The sequence below is a fragment of the Pseudoalteromonas arabiensis genome (assembly GCF_001550155.1).
Classification (GTDB): Bacteria; Pseudomonadota; Gammaproteobacteria; order Enterobacterales; family Alteromonadaceae; genus Pseudoalteromonas; species Pseudoalteromonas arabiensis.
Genome location: NZ_LRUF01000024.1, coordinates 19443 through 36061 on the forward strand (window position 1 = coordinate 19443; position 16619 = coordinate 36061).

Annotated in this window: 18 protein-coding genes; 6 read left to right on the forward strand and 12 right to left on the reverse strand. The window is 40.4% G+C overall.

Annotated elements, in window-relative coordinates; genetic code table 11:
• Positions 1 to 25 precede the first annotated feature (25 nt).
• The 5 genes from folK to PAARA_RS13340 all read right to left on the reverse strand — a co-directional run bounded on the left by folK (position 26) and on the right by PAARA_RS13340 (position 4707).
• A complete protein-coding gene (gene folK / locus PAARA_RS13320; protein WP_062569520.1) occupies positions 26 to 514 on the reverse strand; it encodes a 2-amino-4-hydroxy-6-hydroxymethyldihydropteridine diphosphokinase in 489 nt (162 codons plus the stop codon).
• Positions 514 to 1863 carry a polynucleotide adenylyltransferase PcnB gene (pcnB, locus tag PAARA_RS13325; protein ID WP_405128731.1) on the reverse strand — a complete coding sequence of 450 codons (1350 nt, stop codon included), beginning with the start codon at positions 1861 to 1863 and terminating at the stop codon, positions 514 to 516. Before pcnB ends, folK begins: the two co-directional genes overlap by 1 nt.
• 233 nt (positions 1864 to 2096) lie before the next feature.
• Complete coding sequence (gluQRS, locus tag PAARA_RS13330; protein ID WP_062569521.1) at positions 2097 to 3041, reverse strand: tRNA glutamyl-Q(34) synthetase GluQRS; 945 nt, start codon at positions 3039 to 3041, stop codon at positions 2097 to 2099.
• Positions 3042 to 3060: 19 nt separating this feature from the next.
• Positions 3061 to 3504, reverse strand: a complete 444-nt coding sequence (gene dksA / locus PAARA_RS13335; protein ID WP_062569522.1) for an RNA polymerase-binding protein DksA — start codon at positions 3502 to 3504, stop codon at positions 3061 to 3063.
• A gap of 213 nt (positions 3505 to 3717) precedes the next feature.
• Positions 3718 to 4707, reverse strand: coding sequence for an AraC family transcriptional regulator (locus PAARA_RS13340; RefSeq protein WP_062569523.1), 990 nt, complete (start codon positions 4705 to 4707; stop codon positions 3718 to 3720).
• A gap of 142 nt (positions 4708 to 4849) precedes the next feature.
• Between PAARA_RS13340 and PAARA_RS13345 the strand changes: the two genes are divergently transcribed.
• The gene (locus PAARA_RS13345) at positions 4850 to 7399 is read left to right on the forward strand and encodes a penicillin acylase family protein (protein WP_062569524.1); all 2550 of its coding nucleotides are present in this window, start codon (positions 4850 to 4852) and stop codon (positions 7397 to 7399) included.
• On the opposite strand, the gene sfsA is transcribed toward PAARA_RS13345, so the two are convergent.
• Positions 7389 to 8108, reverse strand: coding sequence for a DNA/RNA nuclease SfsA (sfsA, locus tag PAARA_RS13350; protein WP_062569525.1), 720 nt, complete (start codon positions 8106 to 8108; stop codon positions 7389 to 7391). The genes PAARA_RS13345 and sfsA overlap by 11 nt on opposite strands.
• A gap of 161 nt (positions 8109 to 8269) precedes the next feature.
• Between sfsA and pepB the strand changes: the two genes are divergently transcribed.
• Positions 8270 to 9565, forward strand: a complete 1296-nt coding sequence (pepB, locus tag PAARA_RS13355) for an aminopeptidase PepB (protein WP_062569526.1) — start codon at positions 8270 to 8272, stop codon at positions 9563 to 9565.
• 196 nt (positions 9566 to 9761) lie between these two features.
• Positions 9762 to 10328: a phosphoribosyltransferase gene (locus PAARA_RS13360; RefSeq protein WP_062569527.1), complete on the forward strand. Its 567-nt coding sequence runs from the start codon at positions 9762 to 9764 to the stop codon at positions 10326 to 10328.
• A gap of 37 nt (positions 10329 to 10365) precedes the next feature.
• Here the strand turns inward: PAARA_RS13360 and PAARA_RS13365 are convergent, their stop codons facing one another.
• Positions 10366 to 11022: a Crp/Fnr family transcriptional regulator gene (locus PAARA_RS13365; protein ID WP_062569528.1), complete on the reverse strand. Its 657-nt coding sequence runs from the start codon at positions 11020 to 11022 to the stop codon at positions 10366 to 10368.
• 266 nt (positions 11023 to 11288) lie between these two features.
• Here PAARA_RS13365 and PAARA_RS13370 point away from each other — a divergent pair, with 266 nt between their 5' ends.
• Complete coding sequence (locus tag PAARA_RS13370; RefSeq protein WP_062570023.1) at positions 11289 to 11519, forward strand: YgjV family protein; 231 nt, start codon at positions 11289 to 11291, stop codon at positions 11517 to 11519.
• A gap of 7 nt (positions 11520 to 11526) precedes the next feature.
• Here the strand turns inward: PAARA_RS13370 and PAARA_RS13375 are convergent, their stop codons facing one another.
• The 5 genes from PAARA_RS13375 to PAARA_RS13395 all read right to left on the reverse strand — a co-directional run bounded on the left by PAARA_RS13375 (position 11527) and on the right by PAARA_RS13395 (position 14311).
• On the reverse strand, positions 11527 to 13167 hold the full coding sequence (locus tag PAARA_RS13375; RefSeq protein WP_062569529.1) for an amidohydrolase: 1641 nt from the start codon (positions 13165 to 13167) through the stop codon (positions 11527 to 11529).
• A 105-nt stretch (positions 13168 to 13272) separates the two neighbouring features.
• Positions 13273 to 13506: an EF-hand domain-containing protein gene (locus PAARA_RS13380; RefSeq protein ID WP_062569530.1), complete on the reverse strand. Its 234-nt coding sequence runs from the start codon at positions 13504 to 13506 to the stop codon at positions 13273 to 13275.
• A gap of 6 nt (positions 13507 to 13512) precedes the next feature.
• The gene (locus tag PAARA_RS13385; RefSeq protein WP_062569531.1) at positions 13513 to 13746 is read right to left on the reverse strand and encodes an EF-hand domain-containing protein; all 234 of its coding nucleotides are present in this window, start codon (positions 13744 to 13746) and stop codon (positions 13513 to 13515) included.
• 100 nt (positions 13747 to 13846) lie between these two features.
• Positions 13847 to 14074 carry a hypothetical protein gene (locus tag PAARA_RS13390; protein WP_062569532.1) on the reverse strand — a complete coding sequence of 76 codons (228 nt, stop codon included), beginning with the start codon at positions 14072 to 14074 and terminating at the stop codon, positions 13847 to 13849.
• 9 nt (positions 14075 to 14083) lie between these two features.
• A complete protein-coding gene (locus tag PAARA_RS13395) occupies positions 14084 to 14311 on the reverse strand; it encodes an EF-hand domain-containing protein (RefSeq protein ID WP_062569533.1) in 228 nt (75 codons plus the stop codon).
• A 311-nt stretch (positions 14312 to 14622) separates the two neighbouring features.
• Between PAARA_RS13395 and PAARA_RS13400 the strand changes: the two genes are divergently transcribed.
• A complete protein-coding gene (locus tag PAARA_RS13400) occupies positions 14623 to 16080 on the forward strand; it encodes a sensor histidine kinase (protein WP_062569534.1) in 1458 nt (485 codons plus the stop codon).
• A 1-nt stretch (position 16081) separates the two neighbouring features.
• The gene (locus PAARA_RS13405; RefSeq protein ID WP_062569535.1) at positions 16082 to 16618 is read left to right on the forward strand and encodes a hypothetical protein; all 537 of its coding nucleotides are present in this window, start codon (positions 16082 to 16084) and stop codon (positions 16616 to 16618) included.
• The last annotated feature ends 1 nt before the right edge of the window (position 16619 follow it).

Consider the following 16619-nt stretch of genomic DNA (forward strand, 5'->3'; position numbering starts at 1 on the left):
TCCTCTGAGGCTTTGCCTTGGTTAATTACTGCTGAGGGAGTTGTTGTAAATCGTTTAAGGGCAACGTATTTTTTATATCAGCAAGTGTTTGGCTATTTGGTAGTACCAATGTTGGTGCTATTTCGAATAATGGATACACAACAAATTCTCGCTCAGTTAAGCCATAATGTGGCACCGTCAAACGAGGTGTATCAATTATTTGGTCGCCAAATAAAAGAATATCAATATCAAGAGTTCGCGGACCCCAACGCTGCTCTTTTCGTACACGACCATGCTTAAGTTCTATGCTTTGTGTTAAATCGAGTAATTGCTCTGGGGCTAACTCTGTTTTTATGCATACTACAGCATTAACATAATCAGGCTGGTCTTGTGGACCCATAGGTTTACTCGCGTAATCATGAGAGGCACTTATAAACTCGATATCTGAGTGTGCTTTTAACTCAGTAATGGCGCGGTGTATTTGTTCTTGAGGTGCGTTTAAGTTAGCACCCAAACCTAAGTAAACTTGATTCATCATTGCTCTGTTTTTTTCTTACGTGGACGGCGACGACGTTTTGGACCACCTTGATGACCAAGTGCTTTGACCATTTCTTTTTGGCCATTTATGTCCTGCCCTAAATAGTTTGTCCACCAGTTAGCAAGCTCTTGAAGTTCAGTTTCACCTGCTTGAACACGTAACAGTAAGAAGTCATATGCGGCTTTAAAACGTGGTTGCTGAGTCAGTCGATAAGCGCGTTGCCCACCACGTTTATCAAGGCGTTGTTGAATATGCCAAATATCGCGAGCGCCTAGCGTGAAGCGTTTTGGTACAGCTACATGTTGCGCGTTTTCACTCAGTACTTTGTTCATCGCTTGTGCAAATGCATCGTACTCTGACAGTTGATCGCGTTGTTGTAACTTTTTAGCAATGCTCTGTAATGGAAACCACAACAAGGCTGCAAAAATGAAAGCTGGCGTGACTTTTTTATCTGCATTAATACGCTTATCGGTGTTTTTAAACATTTGCAGGATAAACGCATGCTCAAGGCCATCAGGATTGGCATCTAAGATTTTATCAAGTGCTGGAAATAGTGCTCTAAATAAACCATATTGGCGTAGCATAATGAAGTTTTCTTCAGCTTTTCCATTTAAAAATAGCTTGAGTGATTCTTCAAATAAACGCGCTGCTGGAATGTGGTCTAATAAATTTGCCAGGCCTGCAATAGGTTTTTCGGTTGCAGGCGCAATACTCATACCTAATTTAGTGGCAAAGCGAACAGCGCGCAGCATACGCACAGGATCTTCTCTGTAGCGCGTTTCTGGATCGCCAATTAACTCAATTTGCTTCGCTTTAATTGCGCTAATGCCATTAGCGTAATCATAAATACAAAAATCATTAATCGAGTAGTAAAGGGCATTGATAGAGAAGTCGCGGCGCTCGGCGTCTTCTTCAATACTCCCGTACACATTATCACGTAGCAATTGGCCATGTTCGCTTGATTGACTAATTTGATTTTTAGCTTCGTCGGCTTCGTGGTGTCCACGCATGGTCGCTACTTCGATAATCTCACGACCAAATACAATATGCGCCAAACGAAAGCGTCGACCTATCAGTCTGCAATTTCGAAACAGTCTTTTGATCTGTTCAGGTGTTGCGTTAGTTACTACGTCAAAGTCTTTTGGTTGTTGACCTAACAATATATCTCGAATACAACCACCTACAAGGTAAGCATCAAAGCCACCTTCTTTTAAGCGGTACAATACTTTGATTGCATTTGGGCTAAATTGTTTACGTGAAATCCCATGTTCACTACGTTCGATCACCAAAGGCAATTCGCTGGCTTGCACGGCATTGTTTGTGTCAGTGGCATTTGGGCCAATAATTTGCCGACAAAATTGAAAAAGCTTGGAAATAATAATCTGTCTCCTACGACATGGTCTTTGCAACTCATCAAGTATAGCGTTTGTTTTTTCACTTCGTCGGTGTGAGATTGAGTCAGTAAATGTCCATAAAATGTGGCGCTATAATTAGGTGCTGATGAATCGCACACTTTGGGTCGCTATCATATACCAGCGTGGCATAAAAATTAAGTTACTCGACCTTTAAAATTGGCAATTTATTTTGGGATGGATTGAAATTTACTAAAAGATGAATGTGGATCCTCACTTACTTGAATCTCTTTTACTTTGGGAATACATTCAAGATGGTAGGCCGCAATAGCCCATTTTAGCATTTCTTCGACCGTTGCAGACAAAAGAGCTGGTTCGGGATTTAAGCCTAAAAAGCGAAAGGCATCAAAAAGCGCAGGCTTAGGTGCTGTTTTTGAAATCGCAGGGGCATAATTTTGTTTTGATAATTTAAAGCCCGGCTTTGCAACTGCCAAAGGTAGGTGAGCGTATTGTGGGGCTGTTTGGTTAAGTTGTTTAAATAAACTGAGTTGTCGTGCTGTGGGTTCTAATAAGTCAGCACCACGCACAACATGACTAATTTTTTGAGCAATATCATCGACCACAACAACTAGCTGATAAGCAAATAAACCGTCACTACGCTTGATAAGGTAATCTTCTTTGGCTAAAGCTTGGTCGACTTTTACCTTTCCCTGAATGAGATCGCTGTAGTGGCTAGTGGCAAATTGTTGGGATAATCGCAGTGCCGAATTTACGAAGGAATGACCTTTTAACTGACACTGGCCTTGGTATATCCCCCCCATTGCTTTAACTTGTTTACGAGTACAATGGCAAGCATAAACTAAACCTTGATCAATAAGTTGATCCAAGACGGATTGATATTCTTGTAGGCGCTTTGTTTGGTAGGTGACACGTTCATCCCAATGCAGGCCATAAGCTTCTAATGTGCGTAAAATATCATCACTAGCACCAGGGACAACACGTGTTGTGTCAATATCTTCAATGCGAACTAACCATTTACCTTGATTAACTTTCGCATCAAGAAAACTTCCCACAGCCGCTATTAATGAGCCAAAGTGTAATGGCCCAGACGGGGATGGCGCAAAACGGCCACGATATATACGCGCTTGCGTATTAACGGCTGTGGTAGACATGGGTTAATTTAAAAAGTAATTAACCGCGTCCTGATTGTTTTTCTTTTATTTCTGCAAGTGTTTTACAGTCAACACATAGATCGGCAGTTGGACGTGCTTCTAAACGACGAATGCCAATCTCGATACCACATGATTCACAGAAACCAAAGTCATCTTCTTTGATTAATTGAATTGTTTTTTCAATTTTCTTGATCAGTTTACGCTCACGGTCACGAGTACGAAGCTCTAATGAAAATTCTTCTTCTTGTGCAGCGCGATCAACTGGATCTGGAAAGTTAGCAGCTTCATCTTGCATGTGCGATTTAGTACGGTCTACTTCGTTACGTAAATCGTTACGCCAAGCTTCTAAAATTTTTTTGAAATGAGCACGTTGTGCATCATTCATATACTCTTCACCTGGCTGTTCCTGATACGGCTCTAACCCGGCCTGAGCCAATAACCCTAGTCTTTTTTGGTCTGGCATAACTTTCTCCTAAATCCTTAATATATTGCCCAGCATTAGCCGGCGGCTATAAATAGCAGAAACGACAGGTTGAGGCAAATTTATTTTTAATTAATCTTGTGTGCCTAAACCAAGAAGTGAGCAAAAAGTAATTACTTGGTTTGATTAACGCTTGCTGTTAGTCAATTTTTTATAAACTTGCCTAGTAATATGGGCAAAAAAAAATAATACAACTTAAAAATTATGTTCGTTTAAAAACTTCTTCGGTGTTGTTTGATACCAGCGCTTAAAGGCTCTTTGTAGTGCGCTTTGTTCTGAAAACCCTAACTTATTGCTGACTTCAAGCACAGAAAAACCTTGTAATAGCATTTGTTTTGCGTGCTGCTTCCTTTGTATATCGATTATTTTTGAAAAGCTTAATTGTTGGTCAGTTAAGTAACGTTGTAAGGTGCGCTTTTTAAAGCCAAGTAGCTGTGCTGCTTGTTCGACTGTTGGGATATAGGGCAATTGGCTGGCGATAAATGCATTTAATTCGTTAATGTGATCAGTATGCGGGCTAACGTCGCCTGCTTGAGAGAGTAAGATTTGCTCAATTTCTGGATTAGGAGACAGTAAAGGGCTGCTAAGAAGTTTCTCATCAAAAATCAGGCAGTTTATGGCAGCATTAAACTCGATAGGGCAATTAAAAGTATCTTGATAAGCTAGCATGCACAAAGGTGAAGGAGGCTTTCTTGTAAGCTGTACCTTCTCGAGTGCAAGCTCTGCGTTTTGCTGGCAGCAATGCTTAGCAAAGGATAACCAGCTACTGAATAATTCATCAACCATGTAGTGATTTATTGTCTCTTTTGCATGCCAGCTAAGTCGGCATTGTTGGTTTTCATGTACTAATTCAATATGGCCTATATTTCTCACTAAAGAATTTAGCTTTTGCGCGTGCTGTAGTGCTTTTTCAAGGTTTTGACTGACAAGTGCAACATGACCAAGTAATCCCCAATTTTGTGCCTTCAGAGATTGGCCAAATAACAGACCAATATGCTCTTTATTAAGCTGAGTATCTGCAAAGCACATTAACGATTCATAGTCAGAAACAGGAAACCGATAGCAAGTGTCATCTAAATAATGAGCACGCTCTGCCAGTAATGAGTTTAGCTTTTCTGATTCAAGTCCTTGACGTTGAAGAAAATAGAATAACGAACGAATTATTTGACTACTGACATAAAACATAGGATTTCATTTTTTATTATTAGAAATATTAAGCTGCATGAGTTGGCGCGCAAAGTCAATATATTGCGTAGAGAGTCAAGATTTAGTGAATTAATTAAGGCAAGCTGGTCAATGGATACAATAACCATAATAAGGATGCACAATGAAACTCCACCCTTTAGTATTCAGTGTTGCCGCAGCACTACTCACTGTGGGCTGTAATTCTGATAGCAATAATGATGTTACTGAACCACCTGTCACGATAACCCCTGAACCTGAAGAGGTCGTAAAGGTGGCTATTCCAAACTTCGCCGAGGGCAGCACACTTGAAGCTAATATTCGTTGGACAAGTTACGGTGTGCCGCATATTACGGCAACAAACCTTGAGAGCTTGGCATTTGGTAGTGGTTATGCATATGCCAAAGATCATGCTTGTTTGTTGATGGATCAAATTATTAAAACTCGCGGCGAACGTGCTAAATATTATGGCCCTGACCAAGTCGCTGGTAGTGGTGACTCTAAACACTTAATTTCTGATTTTGGTTACAAAGCATTAGGGGTTAATGAATATGCATTACAGCATTATGATGAACTGGATGAAACCAGCCGTGCTCACTTTGAGGGATTTGTGCAAGGCTTTAATAAATATGTCAATGACACGGGGGCTGCGAATCTAGCGCCTGAATGTGCGTCAGCACCTTGGGTGATAAGCTTAACCGCACAAGATATGCTGGCATATTCAATGGCAACTGTGCAGTTGGCAAGTTCAGCAAACTTTTTAGAGCTCGCATTTTTTGCAAACCCTGGCGACGGTGATGAGTATTTGCCTGTGCCAAGTAGCAATGCGCCAAGCGCTGTTTCCAGTTTAGTTAAAAATGTCAATCAACAAGCAAAGCAATTTAAATTAGAAAAGAAATTTAAGCATTTAGGTTCTAATGGTTGGGGTTTGGGTAAAGAGATGATGGCCAATGGCAAAGGTGGATTATTAGCAAACCCTCACTTTCCCCATGAAGGAAACCTACGTTTTTGGCAGTCACATTTAACCGTACCCGGTGCAATGAATGTGATGGGAGGGAGTTTGCAAGGTATGCCGGGGGTGATTAATATCGGTTTTAATGAACATGTTGCATGGACACATACCTTCTCAACAGCACGTCACTTTTTAATTTATCAACTTGCATTAAATGAAGATGATCGTATGAGTTATCGTGTTGAAGATGAGCTGCATACGATAACCAGTAAAACAATTTCAGTTGAGGTTGCCATTGGCCCCAATACGACCATTGAGCTTCAAAAACCATTTTATTACAGCCATCATGGTTTGATGTTAGAGACACCCGCCGCTAATGGTTTAGGCTGGAATGATAGCCAAGCATTTACGATTAAAGATGCGAATGAATTTAACATGGATGTGGTTGCCCAGTGGTCTGCGCTTAATCAGGCGGTGAGTCTTGATGATATGAAAGAGTCGTTCGCTAAGTTTGATGGGGTGTCATTCAACAACACCATGGCGGCAGATAAAGCTGGGAATGTATTTTATGTGGATGATAGTACCGTTCTCAAATTAAATGACACAGCCAATTTAGCCATCCGTCTACAACCTGAACTTGTGGCCTTAAGAGAATCAACTGGATTTGATTTAGTGCCAGGAAATATGAAGCTATTTGAAAGTCAGGGTAAGGCGCCATTTACCGAAGCTCCTCAGCTCACCCGCACCGACTATGTACAAAATTCAAATGATAGTTATTGGGTTACAAACCTAAACGAGCCACTTGTTGGCTTTGCAGCTCAGTATGGTGACGTTCATACACCACTCTCATTACGTACGCGGATGGGTCTAAAATTATTGCAAGATGGCGGTGGCGAAGATGCTAAGTTCACTCTTGATGAATTAGAGCAAGCACTGGTAGGCAACCGTATTTATTTAGGTGAACTTGTATTTGCAGATCTTGCTATGCAGTGTCAGGCACAAGGTGATGTACCTGTACAGGTTACGAGCGATGTTGCGGTTGATGTAAGTCCTGCTTGCGATATTTTATCGAACTGGAATGGGGCTATGAATTTAGAGACTCAGGGGGCAGCATTAATTCGTGAATTTGCTCACTTGTTTAATCCGTCTGCTCATTTATACACTAATTTTGATGTTACAGACCCTGCAAATACTCCCCATACTTTACGCCAAGACAAAGTTGCATTAAAAGTATTGGCGCACGCGATGCTTAATTTACAGTCAAATGGTATCTCATTAACAGATACTTTAGCGGATTTGCAGTTTGTCGAAAAATCATTGGCTGGTGGTCATGCTTCGGGTGAACAATTGCCATGGGCTGGGCCGATGCATGTTGAAGGAGGGTTCAATGTCTTTCGGTTTGATAGAAGTAATCTAACTCGTTCTACATTAATTCCTTATGCAGACTATCAAACATTACCTGATGCAATAACGGGTAAGCCTTTGGCTTCTAATTTATCATCACAAGGTTACCCAGTGAACTATGGTTCAAGTTGGATGTTTGTGATGAACTTTACTGAAGATGGGCCGGTTGCAAAAGGATTACTGACTATGTCGCAAAGTTCTGACTCACGTTCAGAGCATTTTGATGATCAAAGTCGTTATTATTCGCAAACGGCTAAGTTGAGGCCTCTATTTTACAAAGAGGCTGATATTGCACTTAACTTAATTGATGAAATAGATATTTCAATGACTAAGCAATAAATGGAACTTGCTCGGTCAGTGCAATAGCACTGGCCGAGATATCAGCTTTATAAGCATACACCTCAACACCGCAATCAATGGCTTGTGTTAATAACGAACAATACGTTTCATCAATATGCTTGGCACCACTGACTTGGCTAATTCCTTCGTGTAGCACAGCAAAAAGTAATACGGCGCGATGCCCTTGTTGCACCATTTCGATAAGTTCTCTGATATGTTTTTGGCCACGAACTGTTTGCGCATCGGGAAAATAGCCTTGTCCTGATTGGGGGTTATCTTCACTTAGTAATGTCACCGACTTTACTTCAACGTAGCAATTTGCTTTGTCATTAGCGGTGAGTAAAAAATCGATACGACTGTTCTCTTGCCCATATTTTACTTCAGCTTGAATTGTGCTGTAGTCGCAAAGCTCTTTTATTACATTATGTGTTAATGCTTCATGCACCACTTGATTGGCTATTGCGGTATTAACGCAAATTAACTGTCCGAAATGATTTTTAGTAAGCTGTAAAGAGTGTGGGTATTTTCGTTTTTTGTTATCACTGGTTGAGTAATAAGCGCTAAACCCAGGCTCAGCACAACCAGTCATCTTTCCTGTATTGGCACAGTGGGCGGTAAATTGCTCGCCAGTTTCTAGCTCAAGATCCGCTAAAAAACGTTTATAGCGTTTGAGCAATTTAGCAGATTGTAAAGGTGGTAAAAAATGCATAATTTTGTTTTGATTAAACGCGTTCGTTCATTGTAAATGAATAGCGACATAGAATGCACCCTTAGTCTGTTTAGTAAAGGTTATTTATCGCAAGCGGTTGGGATGTCGCGTTCGCTGTAGTAAACTCGATAAACAATTTTCAGCGCAAAGAGTATTCTAACATGTCGGAAAAATTTTTAGTTCAACTTAGCGAGCAGGGTGCTGCCGCGCATTGGGGTGAAAAAGCCTCTCTTTCTTTTACTGAACAAGGCGCAACCGTTCATTTAACTGAGCAAGATACACTTAAAAACGTACAAAAAGCAGCGCGTACGTTAGCGAATCAAGGCTTAAAGAATGTTGCTCTAACGGGTGATGTTTGGTGCACTGAAACACAATGGGCTTTTTATCAAGGCTTTGTATCGCCAAAAAATTTAGATGCAGTTGAGTTTGCCGAAAACGCAAAAACAGATAGCAATGAACTGGCTGCATTAACAAAATCAGCGACATGGGCTCGCCAAATGATCAACGGCACTGCCGATGATATTTTTCCTGAAAGCTTGGCAGGTAAAGCGGCTGAGTTTATTCAGTCATTAGCGCCTGAGCACGTTAGTTACCAAATCATTAAAGGTGATGCACTTTTAGAATATCAATGGATAGGTATTCACGCTGTAGGCCGTGGTAGTGAGCGTCCACCTGTATTATTAGAGCTAGATTACAACCCAACCGGTGACGACAATGCCCCTGTTGATGCTGCTCTTGTGGGTAAAGGGATCACATTCGATTCGGGGGGTTATTCAATTAAAGCAAGCGAAGGCATGCTTGGTATGAAATGCGATATGGGCGGTGCAGCAACGGTTACTGCTGGTTTAGCGCTTGCTATTAGTCGTGGCGTGAATAAACGCATTAAGCTGTTTTTATGTTGTGCTGAAAATTTAATTTCAGGTCATGCTTATAAACTAGGTGATATTCTTACTTATAAAAATGGCACAACAGTTGAAATTGTTAATACCGATGCTGAGGGCCGCTTAGTACTTGCTGATGGCTTAATGGCTGCGGGTGAAACTGGCGCACCATTAATCATTGATGCGGCAACGCTAACTGGGGCTGCACTTGTGGCTGTAGGTCAAGAGTACAATGCATTATTTGGCCTTGATAAAGACTTTGTGCGTGAAGTACAAGATTTTGCAGAGCAAGAAATGGAGGCAGCATGGCCACTCCCTCTTGAAAAGTGGCACCAACAAAACTGCCCATCGCCTTATGCTGATACAGCAAATAGTCGCCCACAAAAAGGCGGCGGTTACGGCGGTGCGTCAAATGCTGCTGGCTTCTTATCGCGCTTTGTTCCTAACGATGGTAAAGGTTGGGTGCACATTGACCTTGCTGCAGCATTCAATATGGGTAGTACGAGTGAGTGGGCCGCGGGTGCTACAACACAAGGTATGCGCACGGTTGCTAGAACGTTGCTTGAAAAAGCTTAATTGAGTACTACACGAAGTATATTACCAAAAGCGCCTTTATTAGGCGCTTTTTTGTTTTTTAATGTGATTTACAAACTGATACAAGATTTTTTTCATCATTTAGTATAAAATCTCGCCCCACATTTTCTCATCAAGTGGTTAGTTTAAATTTCATTAACTACACTTGAATGATCAATTCACACTGGGGTCTCTATTTATGTCAGATAAGTGCTATATCACTGCGCAGCAGTTACTTGAAGATTCGTTTCGCGTTGCTGCTAAAGTTTATGAAGATGGTTTTCGTCCAGATTTCATCATTGGTATTTGGCGTGGTGGTGCTCCTATCGGTATCGCAGTACAAGAGTACTACGATTACAAAGGTATAGAGACAGACCATATTGCTGTTCGTACATCGTCTTATTACGGTATTAATCAGCAATCAAAAGAAATTAAAGTACATGGTTTGCATTATATTATCGAAAATGCCGACGCAGATGACTCGTTATTGATTGTTGATGATGTATTTGATTCTGGACGTAGTATTTTTGCTTTAAAAGAAAAACTTTCTGAATTAATGCGCTTAAATTTACCGCGAGATATTCGTGTTGCTTGCCCATATTACAAGCCTAAAAACTCAAAAGTAGACATGGTACCTGAGTATTATATTCATGAGTCTGATGAGTGGTTAGTTTTCCCTCATGAGCTGTCAGGTTTAACGCCAGATGAAATTATTGAAGGCAAGTCAGACTTAGCAAACATTCAAGATCTACTATTAAATAAGTAGATTACCGCTTAGCTGAAGTGAGTATGTAGGTACATACTCACAATTGTGAAAAGCTATCAACATAGTTGCTTAGCTTTTCTATATCAACAACCTTGAGTCCTTGATTGCTTCTTACTATTAATCCTTTTTCTACCAGCTCTGTCACTACGCGGCGATAAGCACGTTCAGTGGTTGCGAACCGTTCGGCTTCTGCATTAACCGTAGGGTAGGCGCGTAGCAGTGTTGGGTTATTATTCTCAGCCCTTAATAAACAGTCTTTTGCGATGTTATAACTCAGTGGCAATAGGAGTTTATCGAGATTTATTTTCTGATTCTCTTGAAACTTAGCAGCAATAGTTTGTGCTGTGTACAAGCTGAGTTCTGGCTTTTCTAGCAACAGTGAGCGCCAATGTTTTAGCTCAATTAAGTTATAACTCACATCACTAAAACAGGTCACTGTGTAAATGCAGGGTAAGTTGTTTAGCGCTTCAATCTCGCCAATCAAGGTGTTATTACAATCAAGCTGGCCGAGTAAGAGTCTGCGGCCATTACCCACATCATAACTAAGCGACACAGTTCCGCTTCTAACTAATACAAGTTTAGACAGAGGTTGATCTTGATGGATCAGCACTTCTTTTTTTGCTTGTTGGTAACGACTTCCAGCAAAAGTAAGTAATTGCTCAACGAGATAACTTGAAAAATGATATTGAAACATTAACGCCGCTCTTCGGACAATTGTCCTATTTATTACACCTTAATGACGTTAGCATTAAGATTCTAAGAATTCACGCTAACTTGCTAGCTAGGCTATGCCTTGCTTTTACCTTCATTTCCCGTGTTAATGATTTTAAGCAAAGTATTCACTGTGCTTTATAAGGTTTTCAGTAAGTTAGCTTTTTTATTTTCATTGTTAAAGTAGCAATGAGTAAGTCAAAAAAAATGACAAGCTCTAATGCTAACCTAAAGCCTAGGAGAGAACAATTGAGTTGGGAATATTTAGGCTATTTAGCGTCTGCTTTGTTGGTCGCTTCTTTAACAATGAGTGATGTGGTTAAGCTGCGTTGGTTTAATTTGGCCGGATGTATTGCTTTTACTTGTTACGGTATAGCAATTGACGCCATTCCTGTTGCATTCACAAATGGACTCCTGACGTTTGTGAATATTTACCATATTATTAAATTAAAGCGTCAGTCATCCACTGACGCTAAATAGTGACCGTTTAGCGGTCTCGTTGATATTTTAGTTCGCCACCAATCCATGTTTGCTTTACCTTGATATCATGAATTTGTGAAACTGGAACTGTAAAGTAGTCTTTGTTTATTAAAATAAAGTCAGCCCATTTACCTTGCTCTAAACTGCCTAATTTAAACTCTTGGTGAGCAGCATAAGCGCCGCCTAAAGTGAACGCTCGCAAAGCTTCATCTCTCGATAATAGCTCTTTTGGCCGCCAACCACCTTTTGGTAACTGGTTGTGATCCATGCGAGTAATGGCTGAATATAAACCATCGAATGGGTCAGCTAGTTCCACGGGGAAGTCAGAGCCCGCAGCCACAATTGAACCTTGCTCTAAAAATGTTTTCCAAGCATATGCACCGGTAAGTTGTTTATCGGTCAAGCGTTGTTCAGCCATATGCATGTCAGACGTGGCATGCACAGGTTGCATTGAGGGAATAATTTTTAGTGATTTGAAGCGAGGAATATCGTCGGGCGTAACAATCTGCGCATGCTCAATACGGTTACGTAACAAAATCCCCCCAGATTTTTTAAATACTTTTTCATAGGCATCTAATACGATACGGTTCGCTTTATCACCAATAGCATGGGTGTTCGCACTGAAACCATTTTCAAAGCTTAAGGTGAAAAGTTGTTCGAGTTTTTGCTGTGTTTCAAGCATTAAGCCATGGTAATTTTTTCGATCAGCATACTCATCAATTAGCGCAGCACCACGGCTACCCAGCGCACCATCGGCGTATACTTTCACGCTTCTGATTGACATGTAGTCATGCATATCTTTATAGCGACCCGCTTTTAACATGGTGTCTAGTTTTGGGTCGCTTGCGCTTAACATAGCAACAATTCTCAGCGGTAGAGTGCCTTGCTCGGCACGTTCTTTGTAAACTTGCCACGTATCATAATCAATACCCGCATCATGAGTTGATATAATGCCTAAGCTGAGCAAATGTTTACCTGCATTATCTAAAGCAGTATTAATGCTGGCGTGGCTTGCTTTTGGTACATGTTGGGTTATTAGTGTTTCTGCTTTATCAATGAAGACACCTGAAGCTAGCCCTGAATCCAGTTTTAAAATTTCACCACCAGTAGGAGAGCGAGTGTCTTTTTCGATACCAGCAAGCGCCATGGCTTTCGAATTAACCCACACCGCATGGCCATCAACTCGAGACAGTACCACAGGCTTATCTTTTACATAGCGGTCTAAGTCTGCTGCCGTAGGAAATTGCGCGCCTGGCCATTGCTCTTGGTTCCAGCCACGACCAATGATCCAGCCTTGTTTATCTTTCGCAAATTCTGCGAGCTTTTTTCCTACCTCATCAACTGAACGGGTATTTCTAACATCCAGTTGTGATAGGTTATTACCAAGGCCAATAACATGGCCATGAGCGTCAATAAGCCCAGGTAGTAAAGTCGCCTGTTCACCATCTAGGGCCGTTGCATCAGGATAACTGGCTTTTAAGGAGTCATTGCCTGTTTTGACCACCTTGCCGTCTTTAATAACCAGTGTTGAAAACTGCTTAGTATCCCCTTTATAGGTCGGTGTGTAGCCATTGACGTTATAGATGACCGTTGTGTTTGCAAAACAGGATAGTGATGCTGATGCGAGTAAGCCGATGATGAATTTCATAATTGTCTTGTTTTTATTGATTTATAAAAACAGTATCAGAGTTGTAATAAACTGCAACTACTTGAACAAAAATGGCAGGGGAAGGGTGCTTGGCACACCCTCAATTTATTTGCTAGCGTAAACTTCAAACTCTGCGAGCGATAACTTGTTATCTTTGTCTTTATCGTAACTTTGAAAACGAGACCAAAGTGCTGGGTCTCGTGCTGATTCAGAGCGACTTAAATAGCCGTCATCATTGCGATCAAGTTGTTTAAACTTCTCACCAATACTGCCAGAGGCTAAGCTCATAGTACTAAAAAGAAAACATGAAACTAAGCTGGTGATGGTTAATCTTGTCATTGTTTGTTAGCTCTTACTTGTTAAATAATTTTTAAACTCAAGGAGTGATATGCGCTTGTCATTATCTTGATCCCACTGACTTATACGCTTTTTAAGATGAGGCTGAGGCGTAAGTTCGTCAGGGCTTAAATAGCCATCTTTATCCTTATCGAGATGATTAAAACGTTGTTTTACATCTAATGCAAAGCTATTAAAGCTAAATGTAATAAGGATTAGTGAAATAACTGAGACTATTTTCATACTGCGCTCCTTGTTAGTGAAAGTGCTTGCCATAATTTAATTCCCAAAATTAAATCCGTTTACACACTCCCTCAGGGATTATGGCAAACACTTTAAGTCGTTAAAGTTTGAATTTCTCAAACTCTTGCTCTGATAGAACCTGATCGTCATTTTTATCTAGATCAGCAAACTGCTTCAGTAAGTCCTCATGTTGTGTGGCTTCTGTAAGCGAAATTTCACCATCGGCATTCGTATCAAATTTAGCGAAACGTACATCCATTTGTGATGCTAAAACGGTCGCGCTGATCACTAAAAACATCAGCGAGAAAGCGGCAATAAGTTGTTTCATTACAATCTCCTATTGAACAAACAATTGAAATTCTGAAAAAGAAATTTGGCCATCTTGATTCGTATCAATTTGTGAAAAGTTGTCGTGTAACAGTGCGTCTTCCGATGCCTCTGATTCACTTAAAGTACCGTTACTGTCTTTGTCCAGTTCTTTAAAAGAATCATTTAAATTAAGGGCATAAGTCGCTGTTGAGATACAACACACAGCCGTCAGCACAGCAAGGGCTAATTTCTTCATTTTAATTCCTAAGAAAATTAATTATTTACTCTAATACAAAAACAATGCCAAAGTTAAAATCTCTTAATTATCAATGTTTTATGTGTTTTTGAGCGTGTGTCGGTAGAAATTCTTACATGGTTTTGTGTCTTTTTTGCAACGGGAAAATAAACTTTTAAATTTAACCTTTTAAAATCAGTTGTTTAGTTTGTCTCCAAATTGCAACGATATTGATTTTTTAGTGAAAATAGTGCTGAATTTCAGATAAAATTCAGCCAGTGTATAACTTAGCTCATAGATAATTTATACCTGTCACACCTTGAAGGAAACCTATGCAAAGGCAAGCTAGCAGCAAGTTCAAACACCTACTCGATTGGCGTCCCAACTTAATCGGGCAGTTTGTATTTAGTACTCTTTTATCGTTATTGCCTTTATCTTTGGTGGTGATCCTATTTTTAAATGCGCTCAACAAGCAGCTTGCTGTCACTCAAAAAATAGTGAGCGATAACTACTTAGTAACCAAAACATTTAATAGTCTTAAGCAAGATCTAAATAGCCTTGAGCGAGCAACGAGGCAAAACTGGGTGTTGAAAAGTGAATCACTTGATACCTTAATTGCAAATAAATGGCAGTCATCTTTGCAAAGCATTGATGAGCTAATTTTTTTGAGTCCCTCACCAGATTACGTTAACCAATGGCAGCAGCTAGCTGATGTGTTGAGCTTTGCTCAGCAACACTTAGTAGATGAACAAAAGCAAGATGGTGAGCTGTTTGCACCAGCCAGTAAACTAATTGCAGAGCAAACGGTGTGGCTACGTGATCAGAATGAATTACGCATTACGAAAAACCAACAACACTTAAAAACCTTACAAGCGTCATTTATAAATTGGCTATTGGCATTGATCCCTATTACTTTGCTGGTGAGTGGCGGGTTTTTATGGCGGATCAGTGGGCGTTTACGCGAATTGACATCTGTTATCGATAAACTGGGACAAGGACATTGGCAACAAAATATTTCTGTTAAAGGTTCTGCTGAGTTGATTGAGTTGGGCAACAAGTTACAGTGGGTACAAGCGCAACTACATATGCTTGAACAGCAAAAAGATACATTCTTACGTCATGTTACACATGAATTAAAAACCCCATTGGCTTCTATGGTTGAAGGAACAGATCTACTTGTTGATGAAATAGTTGGACCTATTAATGCAGAGCAGCAAGCAGTATTAGAGCTTATTACGCAAAGTATGGCGCGGTTACGCATTATGATTGAAAGCCTTTTAAATTATAATGCAATTCGCACCAGTAAGGAGAGCATCACCGAATTAGACTTTTCGGTGATGATGAGCAAAATAGAGCGACATTTTGAACATCGCCTAATAGCGCGAGACCAATCGTTGCTTTGGTTAAATGAGTTACCTAGTCGCTCTCTTTATATTTCAACGGAATTATTAGAAATGATTTTAGTGCAGCTTATTTCCAACGCATTAAAATTTTCACCAGAAAAAGAAGCAGTTACCATTAAGGTGACATTTAAACACAGTAAGCTTATGGTGTCGGTGAGCGATCTTGGCATTGGTGTCGATGAATCCGAAAAAATGTCTATTTTTGGTGCATTTTATCAAGGTAAGAATGCCAAAAACCAAGCTGAGATGGGCAGTGGCTTAGGACTTACTATTGTGAAAGAAACAGTTGAACAATTAAACGGTGAACTAAAGCTTGAAGACAACGACCCGCATGGCTGCTGTTTTACCGTAATATTACCAATTCAATTAACCCAGGGAGTTAACTGATATGGGCTTAGCTAATAAAGCCAATTTTATGATGATTGCTGCACTAATGCTCTCGGGCTGTTCGTTGCTAGAACCTAAGCCTGTAACAGAGCAAACGCAGCAAGTAGTTAATAAAAAACATGTAACACCCGAAGAGGGAGAGCCAAATCCCAAGCCGCGTCCGAAAAGTGAGCCAATGTATCCACCTGCAAATATTGTTATTGCTTGGCATGCCCAGCAATGCGGAGGCTATAAAAACACACATAAAAAAGTAAGTTATGTCGGTGAAAAAGAAATCAAAGCGTTGTTTAAATCACTGTGTCTAGAGAGCGAAGCAAACCCAGAAAAAACGTTGGCTTTACTAGACAAAACAGATCAAGCTTACTATTGGCCAGATGATATAAAGCAGTACTTTTGGCTTCAAAAGCAAAGTGTTAAGCAGCATTTAAAAGCGAAACAAGCAAAGCAAGCATTAACCGAAAAAATGGAAAAAACACTGTCGTCACTGGCTACGATTGAGCAGCAACTTCTTCTTCGCGAAGAGACTAAGGAGCAGTAAG